Source organism: Anaerotignum faecicola (assembly GCA_024460105.1).
GTDB lineage: Bacteria > Bacillota > Clostridia > Lachnospirales > Anaerotignaceae > JANFXS01.
The window spans coordinates 1-23,082 of sequence record JANFXS010000009.1 but is presented as its reverse complement, the minus strand read 5'-3'; the positions used below and the strand labels follow the sequence as shown (position 1 = coordinate 23,082).

The following is a 23,082-nucleotide window of genomic DNA, read 5'->3' as shown; positions in this document are numbered from 1 at the left end:
TTTCTTTTGGGGTTTGTTTATCTTGCTTACATTTATCAGTCTATCCTTTTTTCTTTAACTCCGTATTTATTTTCTGTTAACTTTTTTTTAACGTTAGTTTTTCCATACAGGGTAAAAGCCGAGGGGTCGGCTCGGCTTTTTAAAGGAAGGTATTATGAATTTTCTTTTGGGGTTTGTTTATCTTGCTTACATTTATCAGTCTATCCTTTTTTCTTTAACTCCGTATTTATTTTCTGTTAACTTTTTTTTAACGTTAGTTTTTCCATACAGGGTAAAAGCCGAGGGGTTGGCTCGGCTTTTTAAAGGAAGGTATTATGAATTTTCTTTTGGGGTTTGTTTATCTTGTTTACATCTATCAGTCTATCCTTTTTTCTTTAACGGCGTATTTATTTTCTGTTAACTTTTTTTTAACGTTAACCTTTTCCTTTCAGGGTAAAAGCCGAGGGGTCGGCTCGGCTTTTTAAAGGAAGGTATTATGAATTTTCTTTTGGGGTTTGTTTATCTTGTTTACATCTATCAGTCTATCTCTTTTTCTTTAACGGCGTATTTATTTTCTGTTAACTTTTTTTTAACGTTAGTTTTTCCATACAGGGTAAAAGCCGAGGGGTCGGCTCGGCTTTTTAAAGGAAGGTATTATGAATTTTCTTTTGGGGTTTGTGTATCTTGTTTACAAATAATAATATAAATTATAAATATTAACGCCATATTTATAATTTGTAAACAAAGTATTAATGTTTGAAAATTTATGTATAATTTATATTTCCAGTATTGAAGTATACCATGCGCCGGGCTTAAGCCGCCTGAATTTTAAGCATATCCGCCCTTATATTCCATATGCCGTTTCCGGAGCAATGCCGTCGTCACTTCTACATTCCTCTTTATTGGCTATTGAAATTACTATCTCATATCCTTCGGGTTTTTCCTCAACTTTATATACGGCGTCGATACCTGAATTTTTCATCAGCTCCACACTTTTTTTAATTGTGTTCGTTACAAGGCGTATATCGCCCAGGTTCCGTTTAATCTTTTGGTCGCTCCTTTCGATAACGCTTTCTCTGAGTTTCTCTATCGTTTCATTCACAAGCTCCTCCGTTTTTTTAACATTGAGCCCTTCCTGTATAACCTGATATACTACTTCTTCCCTGACCCTTTCGTCCGGAATTTTAAGAAACGACCTTGCATGCCTTTCAGTCAGGTTGTTATCCAACAACATTCCCTTAATGTTGTCGCTCAGCCTGAGAAGGCGTATTTTATTTGCTATGGAGCTTTGGCTCTTGCCCAGCTTCTGTGCAACCTCCTCCTGCGTCAGACCGTAATCCTCCACCAAAGACTGATACCCCAAAGCCTCTTCTATGTAGTTTAAATTCTGCCTCTGTATATTTTCAGTTAAGGCAATAAGCGCGCTTTTATTGTCGTTTATAGACACCACCATTGCGGGTATCGTCGAAAGGCCCGCAAGCTTCGCCGCCCTAAGCCTTCTCTCCCCGCATACAAGTTCATAGCAGTGGCCGTTTATAAGCCTTACCGTTATGGGCTGCATAACTCCGAATTCTTTAATCGAGCTTGTCAGTTCTTCCAGCGATTCTTTATGAAAATATTTCCTCGGCTGCGCGGGGTTTGGCTTTATGTCCTCAATAGGAATATCAACAACTTTTTTATCATTTCTATTCTGTACTTTTTTTTGAAAAAAATCATAGAATTTTATAGATTCGCCCAACATATTCACCTCTTTTGTATTATCGCTTCCAATACATTAAGTATACCATTGCGCGGCAATGTAAAAAGTCCCAATCGTATTCTTTATTGTTACAAAAAAATACGCAAAACACCCGCATGCCCTGCGAAAAATAAATATATATGTTCCCTTTAAACGCCTATACGGCTTTTAAGGCGAAAATATGCAAATAAAAACGCGCATACGCCATAAAAAGCGCTGCGCGCAAAGCTTTATTCCTGCCCTTTTTTTATCCTCGGTATAAATCCTTTAAGGAATCGCCCTTCGCCGCGGTTTTTAACATAAAAATAACCTATAACCGAAAATACCGACGCCCCTATAAAATTTACAAAAAGATCCATCATCGTATCATAAAGCCCTATATCCAAATATCCGCCGATGCCAAGCTCCTGCCCGTTAACCGCAACGCTTGTTATATTTTTAATCATATAAGGCACATTTATTCCATCAGGGTTTAGAAGCACGCTGTTTATAGAAGTTAAGACTGTATCCTTTTGTGTATCGAAACCTAAAAACAGATCCACCCCAAACTCATAGAATTCCCATAATACGCCTATTGTCATTGAAAAGCAAAATGCAACTACAGATAAGAAAAAAGGCGAAAGCATAAATTTGAACTTTTCGTTTTTGTTTAATATGTCTACCATTGAAAATCCTATAGCCGCCGCAAGAAACCCGTTTAATGTATGCAGCATCGTATCCCAGTGCTTAAAATGTATATAGTATTCGCTTATTTCGCCAAGTATCTCCGCGGCAAATATAAAAAGGAGTATTATAATTTCCAATGTATCCGGTATTTCTATATGGAAATTCCTTTGTATAAAACTGGGCACCATAAAAAGTACAAGAGTCAGCAGGCACAAAAACACATTTTCATAGTTCTTGTTAAATATCTGCGCAACCATCACTGCTATAACAAGAGCGCGCAGTATAACAAACAGCGTAAAAGTTTTTTTATGTTTTTTAATTTCACTTACAAGGTCGCTCATGCGCCATGTTATTTTATTTGCCATTAGTAAGCCTCCAAAATCAAAATCGTTTTTCCTGATTCAGACGCCCTTTTCCATATCCTCCGTCCTATCGTACACTGCCGTTGTTTCAGGTAGGTTCTTTTTCCTAAGCTGCCAGCTTATAAACTGGGAGAAAAGCCTGTAGATAACGGCAAACGCCGGAACTCCTATAACCATCCCCACAAAGCCGAACAGGCCTCCGAAAAGAAGTATGGAAAAAAGCACCCAAAAACCGCTTAATCCCGTTGTTTCTCCAAGTATTCTCGGGCCGAGTATATTTCCGTCAAACTGCTGGAGTATAAATACGAATATAACAAAATATACGCTTTGTATCGGGCTTACCGTCAATATAATAATTGTTGCGGGCACAGCGCCGATAAACGGCCCAAAGAAAGGTATTACATTTGTAATCCCTATTATAACGCTCACAAGAACGGCATACGGCCAGTTAAATATCGACATTACTATAAAACATAATATTCCTATTATTAAGGAATCAAGAAGTTTCCCTCTTATGAACCCGCCGAATATTCCGCTTGTAAAACGTATTTCATTTATAAAAGTATTCCCCCTGTCCACATTTAAAAGGGCAAATATAACCTTCTTGGCCTGGGCGCAGAACTTGCGCCTGCCGCTGAGCAGATAAACGGCCGCAACACAGCCTATAAGCAGATTTTTGAAAAATCCTGCGACGCCTATAACGCCGCTGCTTACCTCCGTTACAATCCTCTGAAAATAACCAATCAGGTCGTTTTTCATCCATACCGAAAAACTGTCCAAATAGTCCTCGGAAAACTGGCTGAAAGTGTCCATAAATTCAGGGTGCTCGTTTAAGAAACCTACACACCAGTCGTATGCCTTTTGGCTGTTTTTCGGCAAGTCGGCGATAATATTCATAATGCTTTCTACAACCTGAGGTATTACAAGGTAAAAAACTCCAGTTATAACAAACAGCGCAACAAGCATCGCCACTGTTATTGAAATGCCTTTAGCCATGGAATGAGCCCTTTTTTCATTTTTAAACTTTGATTGGAAAAACGGGATCAGCTTTTTATCAAGCGTTGTACACAGCGGCGTTAAAAGGTAAGCTATTACTCCTCCGTAAATAAAAGGCATAAGTATGTTCATAAAGTCCTTTACAGCCACAAAAAATGTGCTGGATCTGTAAATACAGAAGAAAAATACAATACTTAATGCAATCGCCCCAAAGCCGGAAAGGCTTAAATAAATGTGTTTTTTTAAATTTTTGTTAAGCATACACTTCTCCTTGGAATATTCATATTTCCCCAACTTATTCAGCCGTTAAAGCGCCCGCTTCAGGCCGAATAAAAATCCCCACTTAATAATAAACGGGGCTTATTAAAAAAAGTCTTTCCGCCCCGCTGTTTTTATTTTACTATGGTTTTGCCGAAATTGGAATACATGTTTTAACAAAATAATATGTCTTTTCCCGCCGGAATACCCCCGGATTCATTATGTGTTATTGCCGCAAATCCGCAAAGGCAGTATATTTATAATCAAAATTCCCCCTATTTCCGGCTATGTCAAATTAAGCCCGAGGTTTCAAACCGCTGTGTTTTCCCAAAACGGAAATCCATAAGCGCGGTTTTACGCATGCGGCGCATAACAAACGAAATTTTTCCATATCAGGCGCCGATTCAGCCGGAAATAAACATGCGTCCCGAAAAAACAAAAAGCCGCGGGGCATTATCCCGCGGCCATACCGTTTAATTATTCTATATCTACATCAAGCTCCACAACGTTATCATCGTCGTCATAAGTAACTTCGGCGTATAAATCCTCATTGCCCTCATAGTTGTCAATAATTTCATCTACGTCGCTTGAGCTTCCGTCAAGCGTCACGTCCACGTCGTCAATATCGTCAAAATAGTATGTATAATCATCGTCAATTTCTATTTTTCCGCTTGAAATATACGTTACGTCCCCGCTTTTTCTCGAATTGGAACTTTTGCCCTCTTTTTCAATTTCAGCGTCTATTTCTATAACATAATTATTGTGTACTTTAAGTTCAACCCTTATCCTTGCTCCATCGTCAAGTTTATCCTGGAGTTCGTCAAAATCCGAATGTTTGCCGTCAATGGTTACATAAAGTCCGTCCGGATCGTCAATATCATATTCATCGCCGTTAGACAGTTCAAGCCTTGAAGATGTAAGCTCTTCCAATATGCCGTCATCGTCATCGCTGTCGTCGGAAGTTTCGGCGTCAACTTCCGTAACATATCCGTCTTCTATAACAAGATCCGCTTTTACTTTGTCATAATCTTCAACGGCATCCTCAAGATCCTCGAAATCTTTTGTTTTGCCGTCTATTTTAATATCGATATCATCCGGATCGTCAATACTATACGTATTGCCGTTTGTAAACTTAATCTTAGAGGAAGAAACCGAAGAAATCGTGCCGCTTACCTCGTCGTCATCCTCATTATCGCGTATCTCGGCGTCAATTTCCGTTATATAATCGTCGTCGTCAACGTCAAGCACAACATAAATAGTTTCATCATCTTCATAATATTCAAGCAGATCGTCAAAGTCTTTGGATTTGCCGTCGATTGTTACTTCAACATCCTTAGGATCGTCTATATAATACGTATCGCCGTCTTTAATTTTAAGTTTTTCCTCCGAAAGGGACGATATTGTGCCCCTGTCAGCTCCGCCTTCGGCTTCATTGTCTGTGTCGCCGTCGATGGAAACTACTTTATTGCCGCTGCCAAGGCCGAGTATAACGTAAACGTCGTCGCCGTCGTCAAACGCGTCTATTATATCGTCAAGGCTCGCCCCTGTATCGCCGTTAAACGTAACCGTCGGCGAATTAAACTTATATGTGTCGCCGTTTTTAATCTTTATTTCCTTATCGTTAATCTTTGTAATATATCCTTTTACAGTATCTTCAAGCGTTTCCGCCTTTATGCGCACAACATATCCGTCGGAATCAAGGGTAACCGTAGCCCTGACGCTTTCTTCCTTGTCGTCGACAAAATCGACAAATTCCTCCATATCCATGCTGTCGCCGTCAAGGGTTACATATATATCCTTGTCATATATATATCTGTAATCTTTTTCGCCTGTAAGTCTGATTTTAGAAGTGCTGAGGGAAGATATAATACCCGTCGCTTCACTGCTAGTTGAGGTTGAGGCCGGCGGATCCTCCTGAATTGCAACTGAAGTAGCGTTTCCGCCCTTATATGTAACTACAAGAACCTGCCCTCCGGTAATGGAACTCGGAGTTCCGGCAGAACCGTCCTTAAAAGTTACGCTTGCATCCGTTCCGACATATAAGGATCTCGTTTTGCCGTTATCCAGCATGCTCATCATAATTCCGTCGCCGTATGTGACAATGTTAGTCGCAAAGCCGGAAATACTTCCCGTTTCATTATCGCTTGGCACAGTGGATGCATTTTTAAGCAGATCATACCCCTTTGTTACAATTACAGCCATTTCGGATCTGTTGATCACAGCCCTTGCGTTAAAATTGCCGTTGCTGTCGCCCGAAAGTATACCTTCATCCTCAAGCATTGCGACATATGGAAGAGCTGATGTTGAAATTGAAGAATTGTCTTTAAAAGACGTGCTTGTATCGTCAGCCGACAGGGAGCTGTCAGCCGTAATAAGGCCCCGGCCCATTATATATGCAACCATTTCCCTTGTGGCTTTTTTGCTTGCGCCCGCCGACGACATAATACTCGGAAGATCGCTTACCGTTATTATTGAATTTTCAAGGCAGTATGCGGTTGCTTCATGCGCCCATGAAGGTATCTTATACCCATTCATGACGGAAGTCCATTTGCTTATAACCGAACTTGACGCCGAAACGTTTTCAGCCGCTTTCAGAAGGCTGTATGTAATCTGTATAGTTTCACATAATGTTACACTGTCTTTCGGCCTGAAAACTGTTTTGCCGTTGCTTGTTTCGCCAACCATTATTCCAAGTTCCGCCGCTTTATTTACATAAGTTTCAGCGCCTGACCATGGCACGTCGCCGATGTCGCTGAACGACGCCGCAAAACCTGTCGCAGCCGTGCTTAATACCATTGCAGACGCCAGTAAAAGCGCTAATTTCTTTTTCATTATCGATCAACTCCTTAATTTTTAGGTTGATTTTTCCCAAAATTTCTGAGATATATATTATTTTGCAGTTTTAACAAAATATTATATATATCAATCATAATAGTTCTCAAAAGTTAAGAGAAAGTTAATAACTATGTTACAACCCTTTGACAATATTATCCTATCTGCTGTAAAATAGCTTGTATAAGCGTTTTAAACGTTTAACCTTAACTTAACTATGCTTGTTTAAATTTACTGTAAAGGAAGGTGGTTTCTGCTATGAGGATACTGATTGCCGAAGATGAAGCGGATTTAAACGGCATACTTGTTAAAAGGCTAAAAAACGAAAATTACGGCGTGGATTCATGCCTTAACGGCATTGACGCCTGGGACTATATACACCTTACAAATTACGACGCCGTTATACTCGATATTATGATGCCGGGATTAAGCGGGCTTGAAGTTTTAAAACGCATGCGCGAACAAAACATAAAAACGCCCGTCCTTCTTTTAACGGCAAAAGACAGCATTGAAGACAGGGTTACAGGGTTAAACTGCGGCGCTGACGACTACCTTATAAAGCCGTTCGCCTTTGACGAGCTCCTTGCCCGTATAAAGGTTATAATACGCCGAAAAACCGAAAGCGTTTCAAACGTGTTTACGCTCGCCGACCTTACGGTTAACTGCGACAGCCATACCGTTACACGGGGCGGCAGGAATATACAGCTTGCCAGCAAAGAATTTGCCATACTCGAATATATGATCCGCAATCAGGGGATTGTACTTTCTAAAGAAAAAATAGAACAGCATATCTGGAATTACGACTATGAAGGCGGAAGCAGCGTTATAAAGGTATATATAAGGTATCTGCGCAAAAAAATAGACGACGATTTCGACGTTAAACTTATACACACAGTGCGTAACGCCGGGTATGTGCTTAGGGTGGAGCCTTAAAATGAAAAAACTTTCCGTAAAACTAAGGGTAACTATTTGGTATACGGTTTTTGTGGCCGTACTTACGGCAGTATTTATGGTTATCCTCATATCAAGCGCCGTAAGAACTTCAAATTCATTGGGCCGCATGCGCCTTACAAACGCTGTCGACTGGGCGGTTCATGCCATAAAGTACAACAACGACGGCAGCCTGAAAATAAGCCTGAAAACCGACAAAACAAAAGGCGTCGACATTGTCGTTTACAACATGGACAACAATATTATTTATAAAAACAAAACGGCCGTAATATTTGACGAGGGGTTCGGCGAAAATGTGCGCACTGCGGAAAGCGACAACAAAAACTATCTTATATGCGACAGGCTCGTAAAGTTCAAAAACCACCCCGGACTGTGGCTAAGGGGCTCCTTCCCCGTAGATTACGATACTATAACCGGGGCGTCAATGGTACGCCTTGCATTTTTCATATTCCCGTTTGCCGTTGTGATAATGGCCATAGGCGGCTATGCCATAACAAAAAGGGCTTTTGAGCCTGTAGCCCGCATAACGCGGCAGGCAAACAGCATTTCCGGTGGCAGCGACCTGTCAAAACGCGTCTGTCACGGCCCCGACTTTAAAGCGTATGATGAAATAACCGAACTTGCCGCAACATTCGATAAAATGTTTCAGAGACTGCAAAGTTCCTTTGAAAAGGAACGCCAGTTCACAAGCGACGTTTCACATGAGCTCAGGACGCCGACTTCCGTTATAATATCTCAATGCGAATACCTTCTGTCCAATGAAACAAACGACGACAAGAGGGATTCCCTTGAAGCCATATTAAAGCAGTCCCAGAAAATGAGCCGCCTTATATCGGAGCTCCTTACCCTCTCCCGCACGTCGAACAGCAGGGCGGCGCTTCATTTTGAGGATATAAATTTAAGCGAAACAGCCGAAATTGTTGCGGAAGAATTCCAGTTTAACGGCAACGCAAAAAACATAAAAATAATATCCGAAATTGAAAGCGGAATACACATAAACGCCGACCAGACATTTATAATGCAGTTTTTAATCAATTTAATTTCAAACGGCATACAGTATGGAAAGGAGAACGGCTTTGTTTCCATACGCCTAAGCTATAAAGACGGCGTGGCTTTCGGAGAAATTTCCGATAATGGGATCGGAATATCCGAAAGCGATCTCACAAAAATATGGAACAGGTTTTACCAAGCCAACCCGTCTCGCAGCAACCCTGACGGAAGCAGCGGTCTGGGCCTTGCCATGGTAAAATGGATTATCGAAAACCACGGCGGCGAAATTAAAGCCGAAAGCGTTTTAAACGAAGGCAGTACGTTCAGCTTTAAACTGCCGAACGCAAACAAAGAAACTGAAAGGGGTTAAAAAATGTCGAAATGGCTTTTCAAAAAATTTATAAAAGATTATGAAAACACGGCCGATCCCTCCGTTAGGGCCGCATACGGCAAACTTTCAGGTATTATAGGAATAATTCTAAACCTGACCCTTTTCGCATGCAAAATGGCTGTCGGCGTTATATCGGGATCGCTGTCAATTACCGCCGACGCCGTAAACAATCTGTCGGACGCCTCGTCAAGCATAATAAGCCTTCTCGGTTTTAAGCTTGCCTCGCGCCCGGCCGACGACGAACACCCCTATGGCCACGGACGGTACGAATACCTTTCCGGCCTTATGGTATGCGTCATTATAATACTAATCGGCTTTGAGCTTCTTAAAAGCAGCGCCGAGAAAATAATAAACCCTTCCCATACTGAATTCAGCGTTGTATTTGCGGGTACGCTCGTATTTTCCATACTCATTAAAATTTGGATGTCATCCTTTAATTCCGAGGCCGGGAAGGCTATTTCGTCAAAAACCCTCAAAGCCGCCGCCGCCGACAGCCGCAACGACGTCCTTGCAACGTCGGCCGTATTGGCGTCTTTTGTAATTTCCGGCATAACGGGAATTGATCTCGACGGTTTCATGGGCTTTGCCGTCGCATTGTTTATACTTTACAGCGGCTACGGGCTTATAAAAGACACGATTGATCCCCTTCTCGGCCATGCGCCGGACCCCCAGGCTGTGGAATATATAAAAAAGAAAATACTAAGCTATGAAGGCGTTTTGGGAACGCACGATCTTATGATACACGACTACGGCCCGGGCAGGCAGTTTGCAAGCGTACATGTTGAAATGGCGGCGGAGCAGGACGTTATTTCAAGCCACGACGTTATAGACACAATAGAACGTGATTTCAAAAACCATGACGGCCTTAATATGATTGTCCATTACGATCCAATCATAACAAACGACAGTTCCACCAACAATATTCGCCGCTGGATTTCCGAAAAAATTAAGGAAATAAGCCCCGAGCTTGAAATACACGATCTGCGCACTGTCCCCGGCTCGTCAAGGACAAATGTAGTGTTCGACTGCGTTATGCCGTATTCGGTTGAAATATCTGAAAAAGAACTTTGCAGCCGTATAAGCCGTATGGTTATAGACGCTTTCCCAAACCATTACTGCATCATTACAATAGACAGGGATTTTGCGGCAAAGGCGAAATAAAAACATACCCTGCCATAACGCGTTTTAGATCTTAATCCTACGATACAACATATACATTCAATTGTCTGCTATTGGCATGCCTTCGGCAGACATTTCCTGTAATACGCGCGGCGAGCGCCCCTGAAACGCCGCCCGGCGGCGGGCTTTTTTAATATGCGTAACCTTTCAACTCCACGTTTAAAGCTGTAATAAACACAAAAAACAGGGAACATATCTTTTGTTCCCTGTCTGTATCACGTCTTATATTATTATAAATACTTTAATTCAATGGTTAAACTTACATATGCTATTATTAAGTATCCCGATAAAATTGTTAAGTTGTTTTTACTTCAATTTATCTTACGAACCTTAAAATCCGGCAAATCCTTTTCCGAAATCAACACATTCGGTTTTGCCGTCGCCGGAAGGCATACCGTTAACAATAAGCCCTTCGCCGTAAAGCGACGCCCCGTCTTTAGACACTCTTTCTTCCCAATCGCGCATCCATTTGCCGTCGCCCCAGCCGTAGGAACCGAAAAGCGCCACTTTTTTTCCTTTCAGGTTTCCTTCAACACTCTCGAAAAACGGCTCGAATTCGCCTTCTTCAAGCACTTCGTCCCCCATAGACGGGCATCCGAAAGCAATTTTATCATAAGCGGAAATATCGCCGCCAAAATCCGAAACGTCAAAAATTTCGGCTTCCGCGCCGCTCTGGCCAATGCCCTCGGCAATTGAATTTGCCATAATTTTTGTATTGCCTGTACCGCTCCAATAGATAACAGCTATTTTTCCCATAAATTTATTTCCTCCTATATATTTATTTTCAATTGTCGGGCCGCGCCCGTTTCCGGGGCGTTTAACTGCCCATATATTATGCGGCTCCCAGTATATTTAAAACCGTTGCGCCGCTTTCTGCCTTTTTCAAAAGAACTTCCCTGCACTTTCTGTATCGTTCAAATAAACGTCTTGCCTCCTCTTCGTTTCCGTAAACCTTCCAGTATCCGCAAAATTTATAGTTCCTGCCGCCGTTTTCAATAAACGCGATAACATCCTGCGCCGGATACCCCATAAAAAATCCAAACTCGTGCGGAAAACTGTCGCATCCCGTAATCCTTCCCGCAAGATGCAAAACCATTTTTTCAACGTAATCCGTCCCGTCAGTTTGGGTAGGGTAGCCAATGCTCTTTAGGAAACCGTTTACAGCATGGTTTTTTAAGGAGGCGAGCATCGGCTTTTTCCTATAAGTGAGTATGTAAAATCTGGCGCCGCACCTATACAGCACCTTAAAATATATATCTTTTGGGTTGAGGAGTATGTTGTATCGGCCGAGGAGCGGAGTAAACTCCTCTTCCTTAACGGCAGGGCACGAAAATAACGACGCCTGCTTTAAACCCAAAAGAGTTGGGGAGCAATGTAATATAAGCAGTTTTTCAAATTCATCAGACATCGGCTCATTCTCCTTTTTATTAGCATAAGCTAACTCATAGATAAAAAAATATCAACAATATTCCGCCAATATTTTTTTAAGCGCACAACCGCTGCTGCTGTGAGAATGTGCAACCGCTATGTTGCTTTTTTTAGCTTCCTGCATAGCGCCGTTAACCATAATATGCGAAACCGTGCTTGTAAACAGCACAACCAAATCGGCCTTGCCGATTTTGCTTTTAAAATTACCCGGCATCTGTGTAAACACTTTTGCCTTACAGTTATAGCCCTTACAAATATCCATGTACTGTCTAACCATGCGGTCATGTCCGCCTACTATAACAACGCTCATCAATAAGCCTCCTTTAAATCAATCTGATAAATAAATATAACAGAACAGTTAACTCCGGTTCCGTTTAGTTAGCTTAAGCTAATTTTTATATAGATATACTAACAGCAATGCAAATATTTGTCAATATAATTTTTTAAAAAATTTTCAGATATTGCGCCGTATTATTACAAAAAGCCATTCAAAAACAATTTTATTTTGCGGATGTATATATACGTCAGCGCATCCTAGGGCGCCAATATAAGAATTTATACCGCCGTTTATGCCTTAGCTGCAATCCCACTGTAAACCGTTCTTTGCAGGCCGTATAAATTTATTTTCTTACAAAGTTTTTTATTCAAATAAATTTAAAGCCCCCGCTTTAAATAAACGAAGGGCTTAAACCAAACTGCCGTATTCACACAAATATCTCAACTTCTTTATATTCGGGAAAACCCAATTCCAATTCTTCCTTATGGTACAAATAGCTTTCACTGTCATAATACCTTGCTTTTTTCGGACATTTTTTGATACATGCGCCGCACTTAATGCAAATCCCTCTGTATTCTTTTACATTTTTCGGCTCTATAGAGCCCATCGGACAGACCTCGGCACATATGCCGCATCCGTTGCAGTCCCCGTTCACCTTTGAAACAACTTTCCTTATATCGACAGGTTCGCCTTTTCTGTCCTTTGGAACATAATAAGGCCTTAACGGGTTCTGCCCTTTAACATATACAGGCGTTTTAAAGCTTCCGCTTTTAATGAGCTCTGCAATTTTCTTGCCGAAAGACTCGGCTTTTTTCAGATCTTCCGTATCCGGCCTTCCTGCCACAAGCGTATATGAAAATGAGTGTTCTCCGATAAAAGCCGCTGCCGCCACTGTTTTAAACCCGTCGTTTATAAGCAAGTTCCTTAACTCTATAAGCGCGTCGTCATAATTCCTGTTGCCGTATAATACAACAGGAACCGCCAACGCGCCGCTGCCTCTGACCGTGCCGATAAACTTTATAAGAACATTCGGCACCCGTCCGGCATATACGGGCGTGCCGAAAATAACAATATCGGTTTCGCCGAAACTGTAAATTTCACGGCGAGTTCCAGGCAAAGTAAAATCTATCCTGCATAATTCCGCTCCCAAAGCTTTTGCGGCGGCTTCCGCAATATTTAAAACAACCTTTTCCGTAGTACCGGTTGCACTGAAATACATAGCGTACACTTTTTTCATGCTTCGTCCCCCTGTACATAGTTTTATATACAGTTTACACCGAAATTTAAATTTATTCCATATAAAATCAAATAAAAAATTACGCTTTTCTTGTAAGCAAAGGGATATTTCCTCTGCTTGAAATTCCATATCCCATTTTTTCGGCTATATCCCTTATTTTGATATAATTTGAACCGTCTTTTAAAATCCTTTTTGCATTTATCTCTTTGCCGTCTATAATAACTTTAATATCCTCAACCATCTCATTACCGCCTTCATAATCTATATAATCCATCAAAAGCCAATGGGTAAATCCCATATTTTTGATAACCCCTCGGCGGCAGCCGTATGCGCTCCCATCCTCGGCAATATACTCCCCTTTTCCAACATATACTCCTACATGGCCTTTTTTCCATACAAGCGCGCCTATCGGAGCATCATTTACTGTATTTATCGGTTCCCTTTTAACGGCTTTTTCATAGAGCTGCCAAGAGCCGAGCATAATTCCCGTGGCCCAGCTTATAAGCCCCGAACAGTCGCAGCACACTTTCCCCACTTTATTTATATCGCTTTCCCACACAAGACTGCCGTAAAGCTTTTTAAGTTCCCTGTATTTTTCAAGGGTCATAACGCCGCCTTTCATTCCGTATACATATGGAACTCCGAGTTTGCTTTCGGCAAAATCGGCAAGTTCTTTTCCGGTCAAAAAAATCACTCCTTCCCAATTCCGACTCCCCCAAGATAGCCGACAAGCCCCCGCCTATCGCCATGGATAAGTCATTGTTGTTGTATATCAATCGTCTTTTATAAGCTGTATGGCCGGCATTTGGCTTACTTCCTTTCCGGCTTGCCATACGTCATAGCCCTGTCGCTGTCCCCGGCTCCCGCCGTCGTAGGGTCTATCACGACGCCGACGGCGACAAGTACGTTAATAACAGCCATTGCAAGCTGTGCGGCCATATCCTGCGTTACCGCCGGCACAATGCCGAACATCCCCAATACCTGATAAACAAATGCTAATATAACAGTCAAAAACGATACAAGCCACGTTTTGTTTTTAAATCTTACTCTCCAATTTATCCTCATTTCCTGCCGCCCCCTTCAAGCGTTGTTATCCTCATTTCATGGTCGTTAATGGCCTTGTCCTGTTCGTCGTTATGTTCCCATATCCGGCGGTGGCTTTCCTTGTTGTTCACCTCAAACGTGCTGAATTGGCTGTCCAGCCTTTCGCATGTATGGTCAAGCTTTGATATGGTGTTCGTCAGATTTATAATAGGCTTAGCCACCGTGAAGAACAGGCCCACAAGGGCTATTATAACGGTTACAACCTGCCATTCCATTTTTACCGCCTCCCCGTTAAAAACAAAAGGGCGGGATTATCCCGCCCGCCGACTTAAATCATTTCCTGTTCTCACATTCCCCGTAAAGCCTTGCAAGCTCCGGTATAACGGCTATTTTTTCGCCGCCGCCGTCAACTTTCATTTCGTCGGGGCTGTAGACAATAATACCTTCGCCGTTTACTATGGGATAGCCGAATTTATGTTCAAACTGCGTTTCGACAACCCTCGTTCCCTTTAACGCCGTGTCTATGGCCGTCTGCATATCCTCTGTAATATGCATTATGCCTCCCCTGCTTATATACGCAAAACCTTTTTCCATATAAAAATCCCCTTTCAATAAATAAAATATAATTGTCATATGTAAACCCGGCCGGGGTTTTACCAAATAAAAAAACAGCCTTTAAGCTGTCTGTATAATCTATTTAACTTTCTGCGAGAGTATCGTTTCTTTTTCTTCCTCCGTTATCCTTCCTTTTTCAACGGCCTTGTTCAAATACTCTTCGTCCGCTTTCCCCATTATCCACATGTTTAATATAAATTCGTACATAACTTTTCCCCTCCTACATCAACAGCAGTTCCATTACGGCGCTTTCAAGGGCCGCAAGCCTTTCGCCCTCGCCGGGCTGGGGCTTCGGAAGGTTTTCCCTCTCTTTTTCCTTTTCTTTCTCCGTCTTTTCCCTTACCGCGCCGTTTTCATACTTATATGTATAAATCCCGTACGCGTCCGCTATGGGTTTTGCAAAGTAGTTCCCCTGGGCATGGGCGTACCTGTCGCCTTCGCCTCCGTCTATTTTAATCCAGCCGTCCGTATCCTTTAAAAATATGCCGCTGTTAACATCTGTTACGTTTCCCCGTTCATCTGTTTTTATATATACGCAAACCATATTTAAACCCCCTTATTTTCAGTCTCCGGATAAATTTCCGCGTCTGCCTCGAACGATACCATATAAGGCGTGCCGTCGGCAATTTCCGCGCTGTCTTCGGTAACAATATCGTACAATACCCCCAACCCCCTGCGGCTTACATGGCTTTTGAACGACTCTGCGGAAAAAACATTCCCGTGTGAATTGCTCCTGATTGTTACGCTGCTTATTGTAGGCGGCACCCTCATTTCGACAGGGAACGGCGCGCTTCCATGCATCTGGTATCCGCTTTCTTTTTTTCCGTAAGGCCACATTACATACGGCGGCAAGTGCGGCAGTTCGATCCTTCCCAGATAATACCTTTGGCAAAGGGCGAGCTCCTCCGCGTAAAGCCTCGGCACAAAAGGCGTCGCCGTTTCCCCGTATTCCATCTTTATCCATTTGTACGTCCCTATTCGGGCGCATACCATTTCGACGCACATAACGTTTTTGCCGTCCAGCGAGCACCTTGCATATTTGGCCCCTTTCCCGTCGTTTCCGTAAGCCGTCGCGAAAAATACCGCGCCTTCCTCCGGTTTCGGCGGTACCTCCCCGGTCGCCGAATGCACGCCGTCCTCGTCGCACCATGATAAAGTTACCTTTGCGCCTGTTTCAATGTTCCTTTCAAGGGCCTGTGAAATATAAGCGTACCCCAACGAACTTGAAGTCCCGTCAAGCGTAAGCCCTTCCGGCGATACCGACGCTTTGGCGTCCGATATAAGCCGCCACCTGTCAAGCGTATATTCCCCCTGTACGGTATATTCGCTTTTCCCCCTCTGGTTCACGGCGTTTGTAAAGTTTCCGTTTATAAGTATATTGGGGTTCGAAAACGTCCCCGCCGCCCAGCCGTACACGTCCTTCCCTTTCACAACGTCGGCGTCAAGCCCGCTCCCGTCCCCGTCCACGGATTTCACTTTCTCAAGTATGCTGCCCACGTCAAGGGCTTCTTTCATTTTCCCGTCGATTATTTCGGCGTTGTCGTTAAAATCGTCCACATTGTAATAATCTTCCTGATCCGGCTTTAAAAGCCTGTAGTTTTCCGTGTATTTCAATTTTTATACATCTCCTCTCTTATATATACATGGGCATTCCCTTCAAGGGAATTTATCCTTTCCCTTTTCATAAATCTGTGTTCCGTAAATACCGGTATTCCCCTTTCTCTTATTTCGCGGTGCGTATATCCTTTCAAAAGGCTGTGCCTGTACTTTGCGGTCTCATAATGCCTGTTGTAAAGTATGCTCAGGTCTATCCCCATGTTCACGGGGACTACGTTTTCCAGCAGTTCCCTGACTGTTTCAAGCTTTGGCCTGTTTGCAAGCCCCACCCTGACCGTAACAAGGAACCCGTTTACGTCCCTTTCCTTTTCATACCCCTTTTCGCCGCATATCCCGTCAAGCATTTTTACAAGCCCGCGCCATGTATACGGCAGGTATTCGTTAAATTTCGCTATAAGCCTGAATTTCCTTTCGTCAAGGCTGTCCGTTCCCTTCGGCCTTATGCCCGTTATCGTTTCCAGGCGGCTTACGCCGTATTCCGAGGCCGTTTCCACAAACTGGCTGCCCATAACGGCTTCAAGCGCCGAATAAAGGCCGTCTATTTCGGGATTTTCGGCCGTTCCCAGGGCTTTAAACTCCCTTACGTCCTTTATAAAATCCGGAAAATACCTCCCTATGTCAGCCAACTATATCGCCCCTTTTTAAAACGGCGGTTTCCGCCGCCGTATAGTTGGAGCCGGAGCCGTTTATTTTCGTGTCCCCTATATCGGTTACCCCTTCCAAATCGAGTATCCTTGTTTCTATCTGCGATACCCTTACAACCGCCCGTTCCGTTTCCTGCCATTTCCCATTAAGCTCCGCAAGATATTTGTCAACGGCTTCTTCAATGTACGGCTTCATATCTTCAAAGCTCCAGCCCTCCGAATACGTTATATCCGTTTCTATATTTATAAGCTCCTCATCGGCGGCCGATACCGTAACGATGTGGTCTATGGGGGCAATGCCCAGGCCTTCCCCGCTTACCGGGTCTACTTCTTCCTGCACCTTTCTCACAAGCTCGTCCGACGGCTTTTTAAACTCGCTGTCCACTATTACAAGCTTAACGGTCCCGCCGCCGTTCCACGCCCTGTATACCTTCACGCCCCCCACGCCCTGTACGGCGTTTACCTTCTCTTTATAATCGGCGCGGTTGCCTCCGAACGCTTCGCTTTTAAAGCTTGCCATGTACCTTTTGCGGAAGTCCTCCGTCGGTTCTTCGTCCTCTCCCGGTATTAATATTTCGGTAAGTTCCGCCTTTGCAAGGCCGTTTATGGTATTTATAGGCGTAAGCCTTCCCAGGCAGTGGTTAGGCTCTTCACCGGCCGTTTCGCATTCAAGAGCATAGGCGTGCTCACCGTCGGCGAGTTTCCTTACCGCCGCAAAGTTAAAGCCGTCTATGTTAAAACGGCTGCCTATGGGTATATCTTTATTAAATTCGCCCCTGCCCACCGCTTTTGCGGCTTCATATGGCTTTAACCCCCTTTCCTTCGCCCTCAGTATTAAATACTGCCTGCTTGCCGTGTCCGCAAACGTTTCCCTCAGTATAACGTCAAGGTCTATGTACATCTGCGCAAGCTCCGCCGCCGCGGGGGCTAAGGCGTCGTATATGACGCTGCCCTCCCGCTTGTCTATGTCCTTAGGCACTCGGGAGAGCATACGGTCAAGCAAAAATTCAAAAGTATAGTCTTTAAACATTTATATCCACCTCACTTTCAAATGTCCCTTCCGTACTTATTACAGTAAATGTAACATGTAAGGTTCCCTTATTTTTTTCAAATGAAAAATCCTCGACACTTTCTACTCTGTCATCTTGAGTAAGGCACTCCTCAATACGCCTTTTGACTTCAGGATAAACATAGCTTATAGGCCGTCCGAAAAGCTCTTTCAGCTGGGAACCGTAATTGTAGCTGTAAATAAGCCACTCATACCTTCCTGTGTTAAGAGCCTTATAAACCGCCTGTTTGATTGCTTCAAGCCCATCGCACTTTCCTTTTACAGACTCCTTTTCAATATCAAGCCTGTATGTTTTTGACGGTTCCCTGCGGTATATGTATTTATCGACGCCGCCGTATCCTTCCGGTATCAAACCGAACCACCTCCTATTATGTCTAAAACAATAAACTTTTTTCCTCCTTGAATCCTAAGCAGAATAACCTTGTCGCCGTTTTTAAGCCCATGGTGAACTGTAAACCGCTTTTTGCCGCTGTACTCATGGGTGTGAGTGTGGGGCTGGGTTTCAAGTTTCGATCCGTCGTCCGTATACACATGGGAATGAGTATGCGGCTGGGTAACATGGCTTACAGTCATGTCAACCGAATAATCTATAACAGATTTCGTTAAAATTAAAAAAGACTCCGTAAGAGTCATTTTTTGATCTATCATAATTTCAAGCGGCTGTTCGCCCACAACCGTTCCGAATGTAACGGCAACGGGTTTCATCGCCTGTTCCTGCTCCATAGCGGCTATTTTCACCAGGGAAAGAAATTCATTCACGGAAATCCTCCCCCCTTAAATCCAAAGACATTAAGTGCATATTATCTTTAAAAATATGCGTAACCCTTTCGCACATAAAATATTGGTCAACAATTATATCGCCTAAATTCAGATCCACAAAAACGCCGCTTCCGCCTCGTACCCTCAAATCACCGTAACAGTTTGAAAGGGAAAGGCTCCTCGAAACTTTATTAAATCTTTTAAGCAGGAATTTTGCCCTTTCTTCCATTTGGGCAGGGTTATATTCCTTTGCCTCGTCAATATATTTAAGAAGCCCCCACCTGTTTATTGTGGAAATATCGTCTGCCGATTTGCGGTCCGATATCTTTTCATCTTCATTCAAATATACAACTTCCGCAACGTTATAAGTTTCTTTGTCAATACTCGAAGTATAATCGAAATTTTCAAGTCTGCTGTCCTTAATAACCACATTAAGCATCATGTCCATGGAGTCTTTAAGGGTAAGCCGCCCGCAGTCGTCATAAAACACATATATTTTATTTGTGCCTATAAGCGTATTGTCAAGGTTTTTTTGGAACATGTCCAATACTGTTTCGTTTGAGAAATATTCTTCTTCAAGCCCGAATCCCGTTTCGCATATTTCTCCGCATTCCAGTTTGTATGCGGCGGCAACCTTTTTTATAAATTGCGATGCCGTTTCTCCTGCTTTTACTTTTATTGTGTCCTTGTTTTTCAGGTAACGTATTTGGTCATATGCCGTAACGTCAATAATTCCGCCTTTATCCCTCTTCTTTTCAAATATATAGCCTGAAAACACAGGTTCTCTGTTTACATATAAAACAGCCCTGTTTCCTTCGAGAAAGTCGAGATTTTCGTCTTTAATAACAGAAAATTTCAGCTTTCCGGGCGCGCCCTGCCGTTCAAACGTCATCTCCACGCTGTCTTTAAGCCTCGGAAGCTGTAATTTCCCTTTGTTGTCAATCTCAATAAAAACATCGCATTTTTTGCTTGTATCATTCAAATTTAATCACCTGCCCCGGATATATAAGCCTTGGATTTGCAATTCCGTTAAGTTCGGCAATTTCCCAGCATTTAGAGCCGTCGCCCAGCTGTGCTTTGCATATAGCCCAGAGGCTGTCGCCCTTCTGCACTGTGTACCCCTCGGGAGTTTCCTTGTCAATTTCCCTTTCTTTTTCTTCGATAATAACGCTGTTTCCTTCCTCATCCGTTTTAAAAGACAAAATGGTTTTGTCCTTAATGGGATATTGTTTAAGTTCAATACTTGCCGTAATGTCAAAGCCTTCATCGGCGTTTTCATCGCGGGAAAAATTTTCAAGCGAAACCCTTATATCCGTATCAAAAATGACTTTTCCATTTGGCAGATCTCTTATAACAGAAAAATAAAAAGGCCTTTTCTCTCTAAAAAGCCTGTCAAGAAAACTAATGTAATAAGCCGGATCCTTAAAACCGTCGGGATACTCTGCAAAAGGATATTTGAAATACGGAAGCAGAACGTCAAAACTAAACTCCACCAGCCCGGGCGATTTTAAAAAGCTTGCCTCCCCGCCGCTTACAAGTTCAACCGTTTCATTCTTCCCCGAAGTTTTAACGGAAAATTTGCTCGGCGCAACGGGAAACTGCACGCCGTCCATTATAAATTTATACAATCAAAGGCACCCCCTCAGCCGAATTTGCCACCGACTCCCTCAACCTGTTTGTAAGAGCCTTCACAACATAATCAATGTCCATATCGCTGTTAATGGTTGAATAATTTGTAAAGTCGAGATTAATATTTGTTCCACCGTATTCCTGCAAATGGTTAGCAGTGGCGGAATAAAGCAGATCGTCGCGCATTTCGTCTGTAAGCTGGCTGTTCTGCTCCGCTATTTGGCCCGTGTTGTTTGCCGTTGCCGCTGTGCTTACCGCCGTGTCTGCCGCCGCTTCGCTTGCCGCGGCTGCATTTGGATCTATTACCGGCATTTCAAATCCTTTCCCACTGAAAATATCGCCTATTTTGTTTTCAAATCCTTCTCCTATTGCAGTGCCGCCGTCAATCATAGAACCATATTCAACTCTATCCAAAAAATCGGGCTTTTCTATTTCCAATGTAATTGCGTCTTGGTTTTTTCCCCACTGCCTTACATCGTTTTTTAATCCTTCAAGCCCGCTTGTCCAGTCAGTTCCGAATATAGCGTCGATTATAGTTGTTACAACCTGTCCCAGTGACAAAAACCATGATATTATCTGTCCGATAAGGTTTGCAACCATCCCGCCGACACCGTTAAATCCGCCGTTCATTGCATTAAGTATGAACTCCCAAATTGAAATAAACGGCTCGACAAATAATGTCCAAACAATCTGCATTACCCCGTTAAATATCGCAATGAGAATGTTTAAAACAACTGCAATAACAGCCGCTATCGCCCCTCCGATAACGCCTAATGCGCTTATGGAACTTCCCGTAACATTATTAATGGCCCCCACTATTGCATATATAAGCGATATTAATAATATTATCCCCATAATGATAAGCGTCAATGGATTGGCTCGCATAATAACTTTAAAAGATTCTTCCGCAGCATTCCAAGCATCTTTTGCCGCTGCTACACCCTTTGTTGCCGCCGTATAAATGGCAATAGCCGATACAATCCCCAGTATTATAGGTCCTATAACATTCAGATTATTTGCCAGTAGATTTATAAATCCAAGCAGCGGTTCTGAAACCTTCGTTATGGCGCTTACTGCCGATGTAAATATCTCCCCCCATGTAACAGGAAGCTCACTGAAGCTCCTATCCGTATCTTCCGCTGCGGAAAACATAGAATTTTTTATAACATCAGCCGTTATTTGTCCGTTGTTCGCCATTTCCTCCAATTTCTCCGCCGGCACACCCATATAATCGGAAATATTCTCAATTATGCCCGGTGTGGTATCCATAATTGCTCTAAATTCTTCGCCGCTTAGCGAACCCCTTTCAAGCGCCCCTGTAACCTGCGAGATTACACCGGCGGCCGCATCGCCGCTTGCCCCTGCAAGCTTCAAGCTTTTGTTCAGCTGATCCGTAAAGGCAACCGCCTCGGCAGTGCTGTTAAATGCATCTGACGAACTTGAGGCTATCTGCGTAACAGTATCCATAACATCATAATAACTGCTGCGCGTATTCTGTGCAGAGGAAAAAATCATATCCTGTATGTTTTTAATATCTTCCCCTGCTTTCAGAGCGCCTTCAAGAGAAGATGTAAGCATTGTATATTGATCCGATATTTCAACTGCCGATTTAAGTATACCTAATGAGGCCGCGCCAAGCCCTTCCAAACTTGAGGATGTTTCCCCACCGCCTGATGCGGAAGGCATTTCATCGCCGGCGTCGGCTTCACCTTCCTGCACGATTGCAGGCAAGCTCATTTGCTCATAACCCGAGTCAACCAAAGTATTCGGTATATCCCAGCTTACATTAGCCACTTCATTTTGCATATCGCAGAAATCAATTACGGTGTTGTTTAGTTTTTCAAACATTTCTTCCGTGCGGGACAGTTCTATTCGCGTAATGCTTAAACGGCTGAAATCAAAACTGTTTGCCGATATATTTCTCAGCGCCTCCAAATCGGCAATCGTTATGTTTATCTCTTCCCGTACTTTTGAAAATTCATCGCTTGTTCCGTCTATTTCATCTGATATCACGGCTAAATCGTTCATTTATGCTCCCTCCTTTTTTATTTTTATATATAAAAACACTCACAATTTGTGAGCGTTTTTGTCAGTATATCAGTTATGTATGATTTATATTATTTTTAATTGCTCTAAAAACAATCAACTCTTATTGCTTTACGCAATAAGTTAGTTATAGCCTATTTTTTGCACATTTTATCTATTGCGTTACGCAACTACCTTTTCTTACAACCTTCCTATAAAATAAGTTTTCGTATATTGCATAACGCAACTTTTTATTTCATTTTTCAATTCGCTTTTATTGCGTAACGCAATATATCGCAACATCATTTTATAATGTTGCTTTTCGCAACCACTTTCCATATCTTTTCTACAAAACCGAGATTATTATATTGCTTTTCGCAATCAGCTATAATCCTA

Annotated in this window: 25 protein-coding genes; 3 read left to right on the top strand and 22 right to left on the bottom strand. The window is 42.8% G+C overall.

The window, feature by feature from the left end; genetic code table 11:
• Positions 1 to 823: 823 nt before the first annotated feature.
• From NE664_12290 to NE664_12275, 4 genes are all read right to left on the bottom strand, one after another.
• Positions 824 to 1,720 carry a ParB/RepB/Spo0J family partition protein gene (locus NE664_12290; protein MCQ4727423.1) on the bottom strand — a complete coding sequence of 299 codons (897 nt, stop codon included), beginning with the start codon at positions 1,718 to 1,720 and terminating at the stop codon, positions 824 to 826.
• Positions 1,721 to 1,947: 227 nt separating this feature from the next.
• A complete protein-coding gene (locus tag NE664_12285; GenBank protein MCQ4727422.1) occupies positions 1,948 to 2,748 on the bottom strand; it encodes a hypothetical protein in 801 nt (266 codons plus the stop codon).
• Positions 2,749 to 2,784: 36 nt separating this feature from the next.
• Positions 2,785 to 4,002, bottom strand: a complete 1,218-nt coding sequence (locus NE664_12280) for an AI-2E family transporter (GenBank protein ID MCQ4727421.1) — start codon at positions 4,000 to 4,002, stop codon at positions 2,785 to 2,787.
• A 474-nt stretch (positions 4,003 to 4,476) separates the two neighbouring features.
• Positions 4,477 to 6,831: an S-layer homology domain-containing protein gene (locus NE664_12275; GenBank protein ID MCQ4727420.1), complete on the bottom strand. Its 2,355-nt coding sequence runs from the start codon at positions 6,829 to 6,831 to the stop codon at positions 4,477 to 4,479.
• Positions 6,832 to 7,089: 258 nt separating this feature from the next.
• Here NE664_12275 and NE664_12270 point away from each other — a divergent pair, with 258 nt between their 5' ends.
• From NE664_12270 to NE664_12260, 3 genes are read left to right on the top strand one after another with little or no spacing between them, the layout of a single operon-like run.
• Positions 7,090 to 7,764 carry a response regulator transcription factor gene (locus NE664_12270; protein ID MCQ4727419.1) on the top strand — a complete coding sequence of 225 codons (675 nt, stop codon included), beginning with the start codon at positions 7,090 to 7,092 and terminating at the stop codon, positions 7,762 to 7,764.
• Position 7,765: 1 nt separating this feature from the next.
• Positions 7,766 to 9,142 (top strand): HAMP domain-containing histidine kinase, encoded by a 1,377-nt coding sequence (locus NE664_12265; protein MCQ4727418.1) that lies wholly within the window; start codon positions 7,766 to 7,768, stop codon positions 9,140 to 9,142.
• Between the two features lie 3 nt (positions 9,143 to 9,145).
• Positions 9,146 to 10,324 carry a cation diffusion facilitator family transporter gene (locus NE664_12260; GenBank protein MCQ4727417.1) on the top strand — a complete coding sequence of 393 codons (1,179 nt, stop codon included), beginning with the start codon at positions 9,146 to 9,148 and terminating at the stop codon, positions 10,322 to 10,324.
• A 348-nt stretch (positions 10,325 to 10,672) separates the two neighbouring features.
• Here NE664_12260 and NE664_12255 read toward each other — a convergent pair whose 3' ends face one another.
• The 18 genes from NE664_12255 to NE664_12170 all read right to left on the bottom strand — a co-directional run bounded on the left by NE664_12255 (position 10,673) and on the right by NE664_12170 (position 22,689).
• Positions 10,673 to 11,098, bottom strand: coding sequence for a flavodoxin (locus NE664_12255; GenBank protein MCQ4727416.1), 426 nt, complete (start codon positions 11,096 to 11,098; stop codon positions 10,673 to 10,675).
• A 76-nt stretch (positions 11,099 to 11,174) separates the two neighbouring features.
• Positions 11,175 to 11,750, bottom strand: a complete 576-nt coding sequence (locus NE664_12250) for a DUF3793 family protein (protein MCQ4727415.1) — start codon at positions 11,748 to 11,750, stop codon at positions 11,175 to 11,177.
• A 51-nt stretch (positions 11,751 to 11,801) separates the two neighbouring features.
• Positions 11,802 to 12,080, bottom strand: a complete 279-nt coding sequence (locus NE664_12245; protein MCQ4727414.1) for a DUF2325 domain-containing protein — start codon at positions 12,078 to 12,080, stop codon at positions 11,802 to 11,804.
• A gap of 394 nt (positions 12,081 to 12,474) precedes the next feature.
• A complete protein-coding gene (locus NE664_12240) occupies positions 12,475 to 13,284 on the bottom strand; it encodes an EFR1 family ferrodoxin (protein ID MCQ4727413.1) in 810 nt (269 codons plus the stop codon).
• A 79-nt stretch (positions 13,285 to 13,363) separates the two neighbouring features.
• Positions 13,364 to 13,969, bottom strand: coding sequence for a C40 family peptidase (locus NE664_12235; protein ID MCQ4727412.1), 606 nt, complete (start codon positions 13,967 to 13,969; stop codon positions 13,364 to 13,366).
• A gap of 125 nt (positions 13,970 to 14,094) precedes the next feature.
• Positions 14,095 to 14,349: a phage holin gene (locus NE664_12230; protein ID MCQ4727411.1), complete on the bottom strand. Its 255-nt coding sequence runs from the start codon at positions 14,347 to 14,349 to the stop codon at positions 14,095 to 14,097.
• Positions 14,346 to 14,603: a hypothetical protein gene (locus tag NE664_12225; GenBank protein ID MCQ4727410.1), complete on the bottom strand. Its 258-nt coding sequence runs from the start codon at positions 14,601 to 14,603 to the stop codon at positions 14,346 to 14,348. Before NE664_12225 ends, NE664_12230 begins: the two co-directional genes overlap by 4 nt.
• Before the next feature lie 58 nt (positions 14,604 to 14,661).
• Entirely contained in the window at positions 14,662 to 14,922 is a 261-nt protein-coding gene (locus NE664_12220; protein MCQ4727409.1) for a hypothetical protein, read from the bottom strand.
• A gap of 99 nt (positions 14,923 to 15,021) precedes the next feature.
• On the bottom strand, positions 15,022 to 15,150 hold the full coding sequence (locus tag NE664_12215; GenBank protein MCQ4727408.1) for a hypothetical protein: 129 nt from the start codon (positions 15,148 to 15,150) through the stop codon (positions 15,022 to 15,024).
• Positions 15,151 to 15,163: 13 nt separating this feature from the next.
• The gene (locus NE664_12210) at positions 15,164 to 15,487 is read right to left on the bottom strand and encodes a hypothetical protein (protein ID MCQ4727407.1); all 324 of its coding nucleotides are present in this window, start codon (positions 15,485 to 15,487) and stop codon (positions 15,164 to 15,166) included.
• 2 nt (positions 15,488 to 15,489) lie between these two features.
• Positions 15,490 to 16,557, bottom strand: a complete 1,068-nt coding sequence (locus NE664_12205) for a hypothetical protein (protein ID MCQ4727406.1) — start codon at positions 16,555 to 16,557, stop codon at positions 15,490 to 15,492.
• Positions 16,554 to 17,186, bottom strand: coding sequence for a YmfQ family protein (locus tag NE664_12200; protein ID MCQ4727405.1), 633 nt, complete (start codon positions 17,184 to 17,186; stop codon positions 16,554 to 16,556). The genes NE664_12205 and NE664_12200 overlap by 4 nt, the downstream gene beginning before the upstream one ends.
• Entirely contained in the window at positions 17,179 to 18,234 is a 1,056-nt protein-coding gene (locus tag NE664_12195) for a baseplate J/gp47 family protein (protein ID MCQ4727404.1), read from the bottom strand. The genes NE664_12200 and NE664_12195 overlap by 8 nt, the downstream gene beginning before the upstream one ends.
• Positions 18,227 to 18,625: a DUF2634 domain-containing protein gene (locus NE664_12190; GenBank protein ID MCQ4727403.1), complete on the bottom strand. Its 399-nt coding sequence runs from the start codon at positions 18,623 to 18,625 to the stop codon at positions 18,227 to 18,229. The genes NE664_12195 and NE664_12190 overlap by 8 nt, the downstream gene beginning before the upstream one ends.
• Positions 18,622 to 19,032 carry a DUF2577 domain-containing protein gene (locus tag NE664_12185; protein MCQ4727402.1) on the bottom strand — a complete coding sequence of 137 codons (411 nt, stop codon included), beginning with the start codon at positions 19,030 to 19,032 and terminating at the stop codon, positions 18,622 to 18,624. The genes NE664_12190 and NE664_12185 overlap by 4 nt, the downstream gene beginning before the upstream one ends.
• Positions 19,025 to 20,014, bottom strand: coding sequence for a hydrolase (locus NE664_12180; GenBank protein ID MCQ4727401.1), 990 nt, complete (start codon positions 20,012 to 20,014; stop codon positions 19,025 to 19,027). Before NE664_12180 ends, NE664_12185 begins: the two co-directional genes overlap by 8 nt.
• Positions 20,007 to 20,660, bottom strand: coding sequence for a LysM peptidoglycan-binding domain-containing protein (locus NE664_12175; GenBank protein ID MCQ4727400.1), 654 nt, complete (start codon positions 20,658 to 20,660; stop codon positions 20,007 to 20,009). The genes NE664_12180 and NE664_12175 overlap by 8 nt, the downstream gene beginning before the upstream one ends.
• Positions 20,653 to 22,689, bottom strand: coding sequence for a tape measure protein (locus NE664_12170; GenBank protein MCQ4727399.1), 2,037 nt, complete (start codon positions 22,687 to 22,689; stop codon positions 20,653 to 20,655). Before NE664_12170 ends, NE664_12175 begins: the two co-directional genes overlap by 8 nt.
• Positions 22,690 to 23,082: the final 393 nt, after the last annotated feature.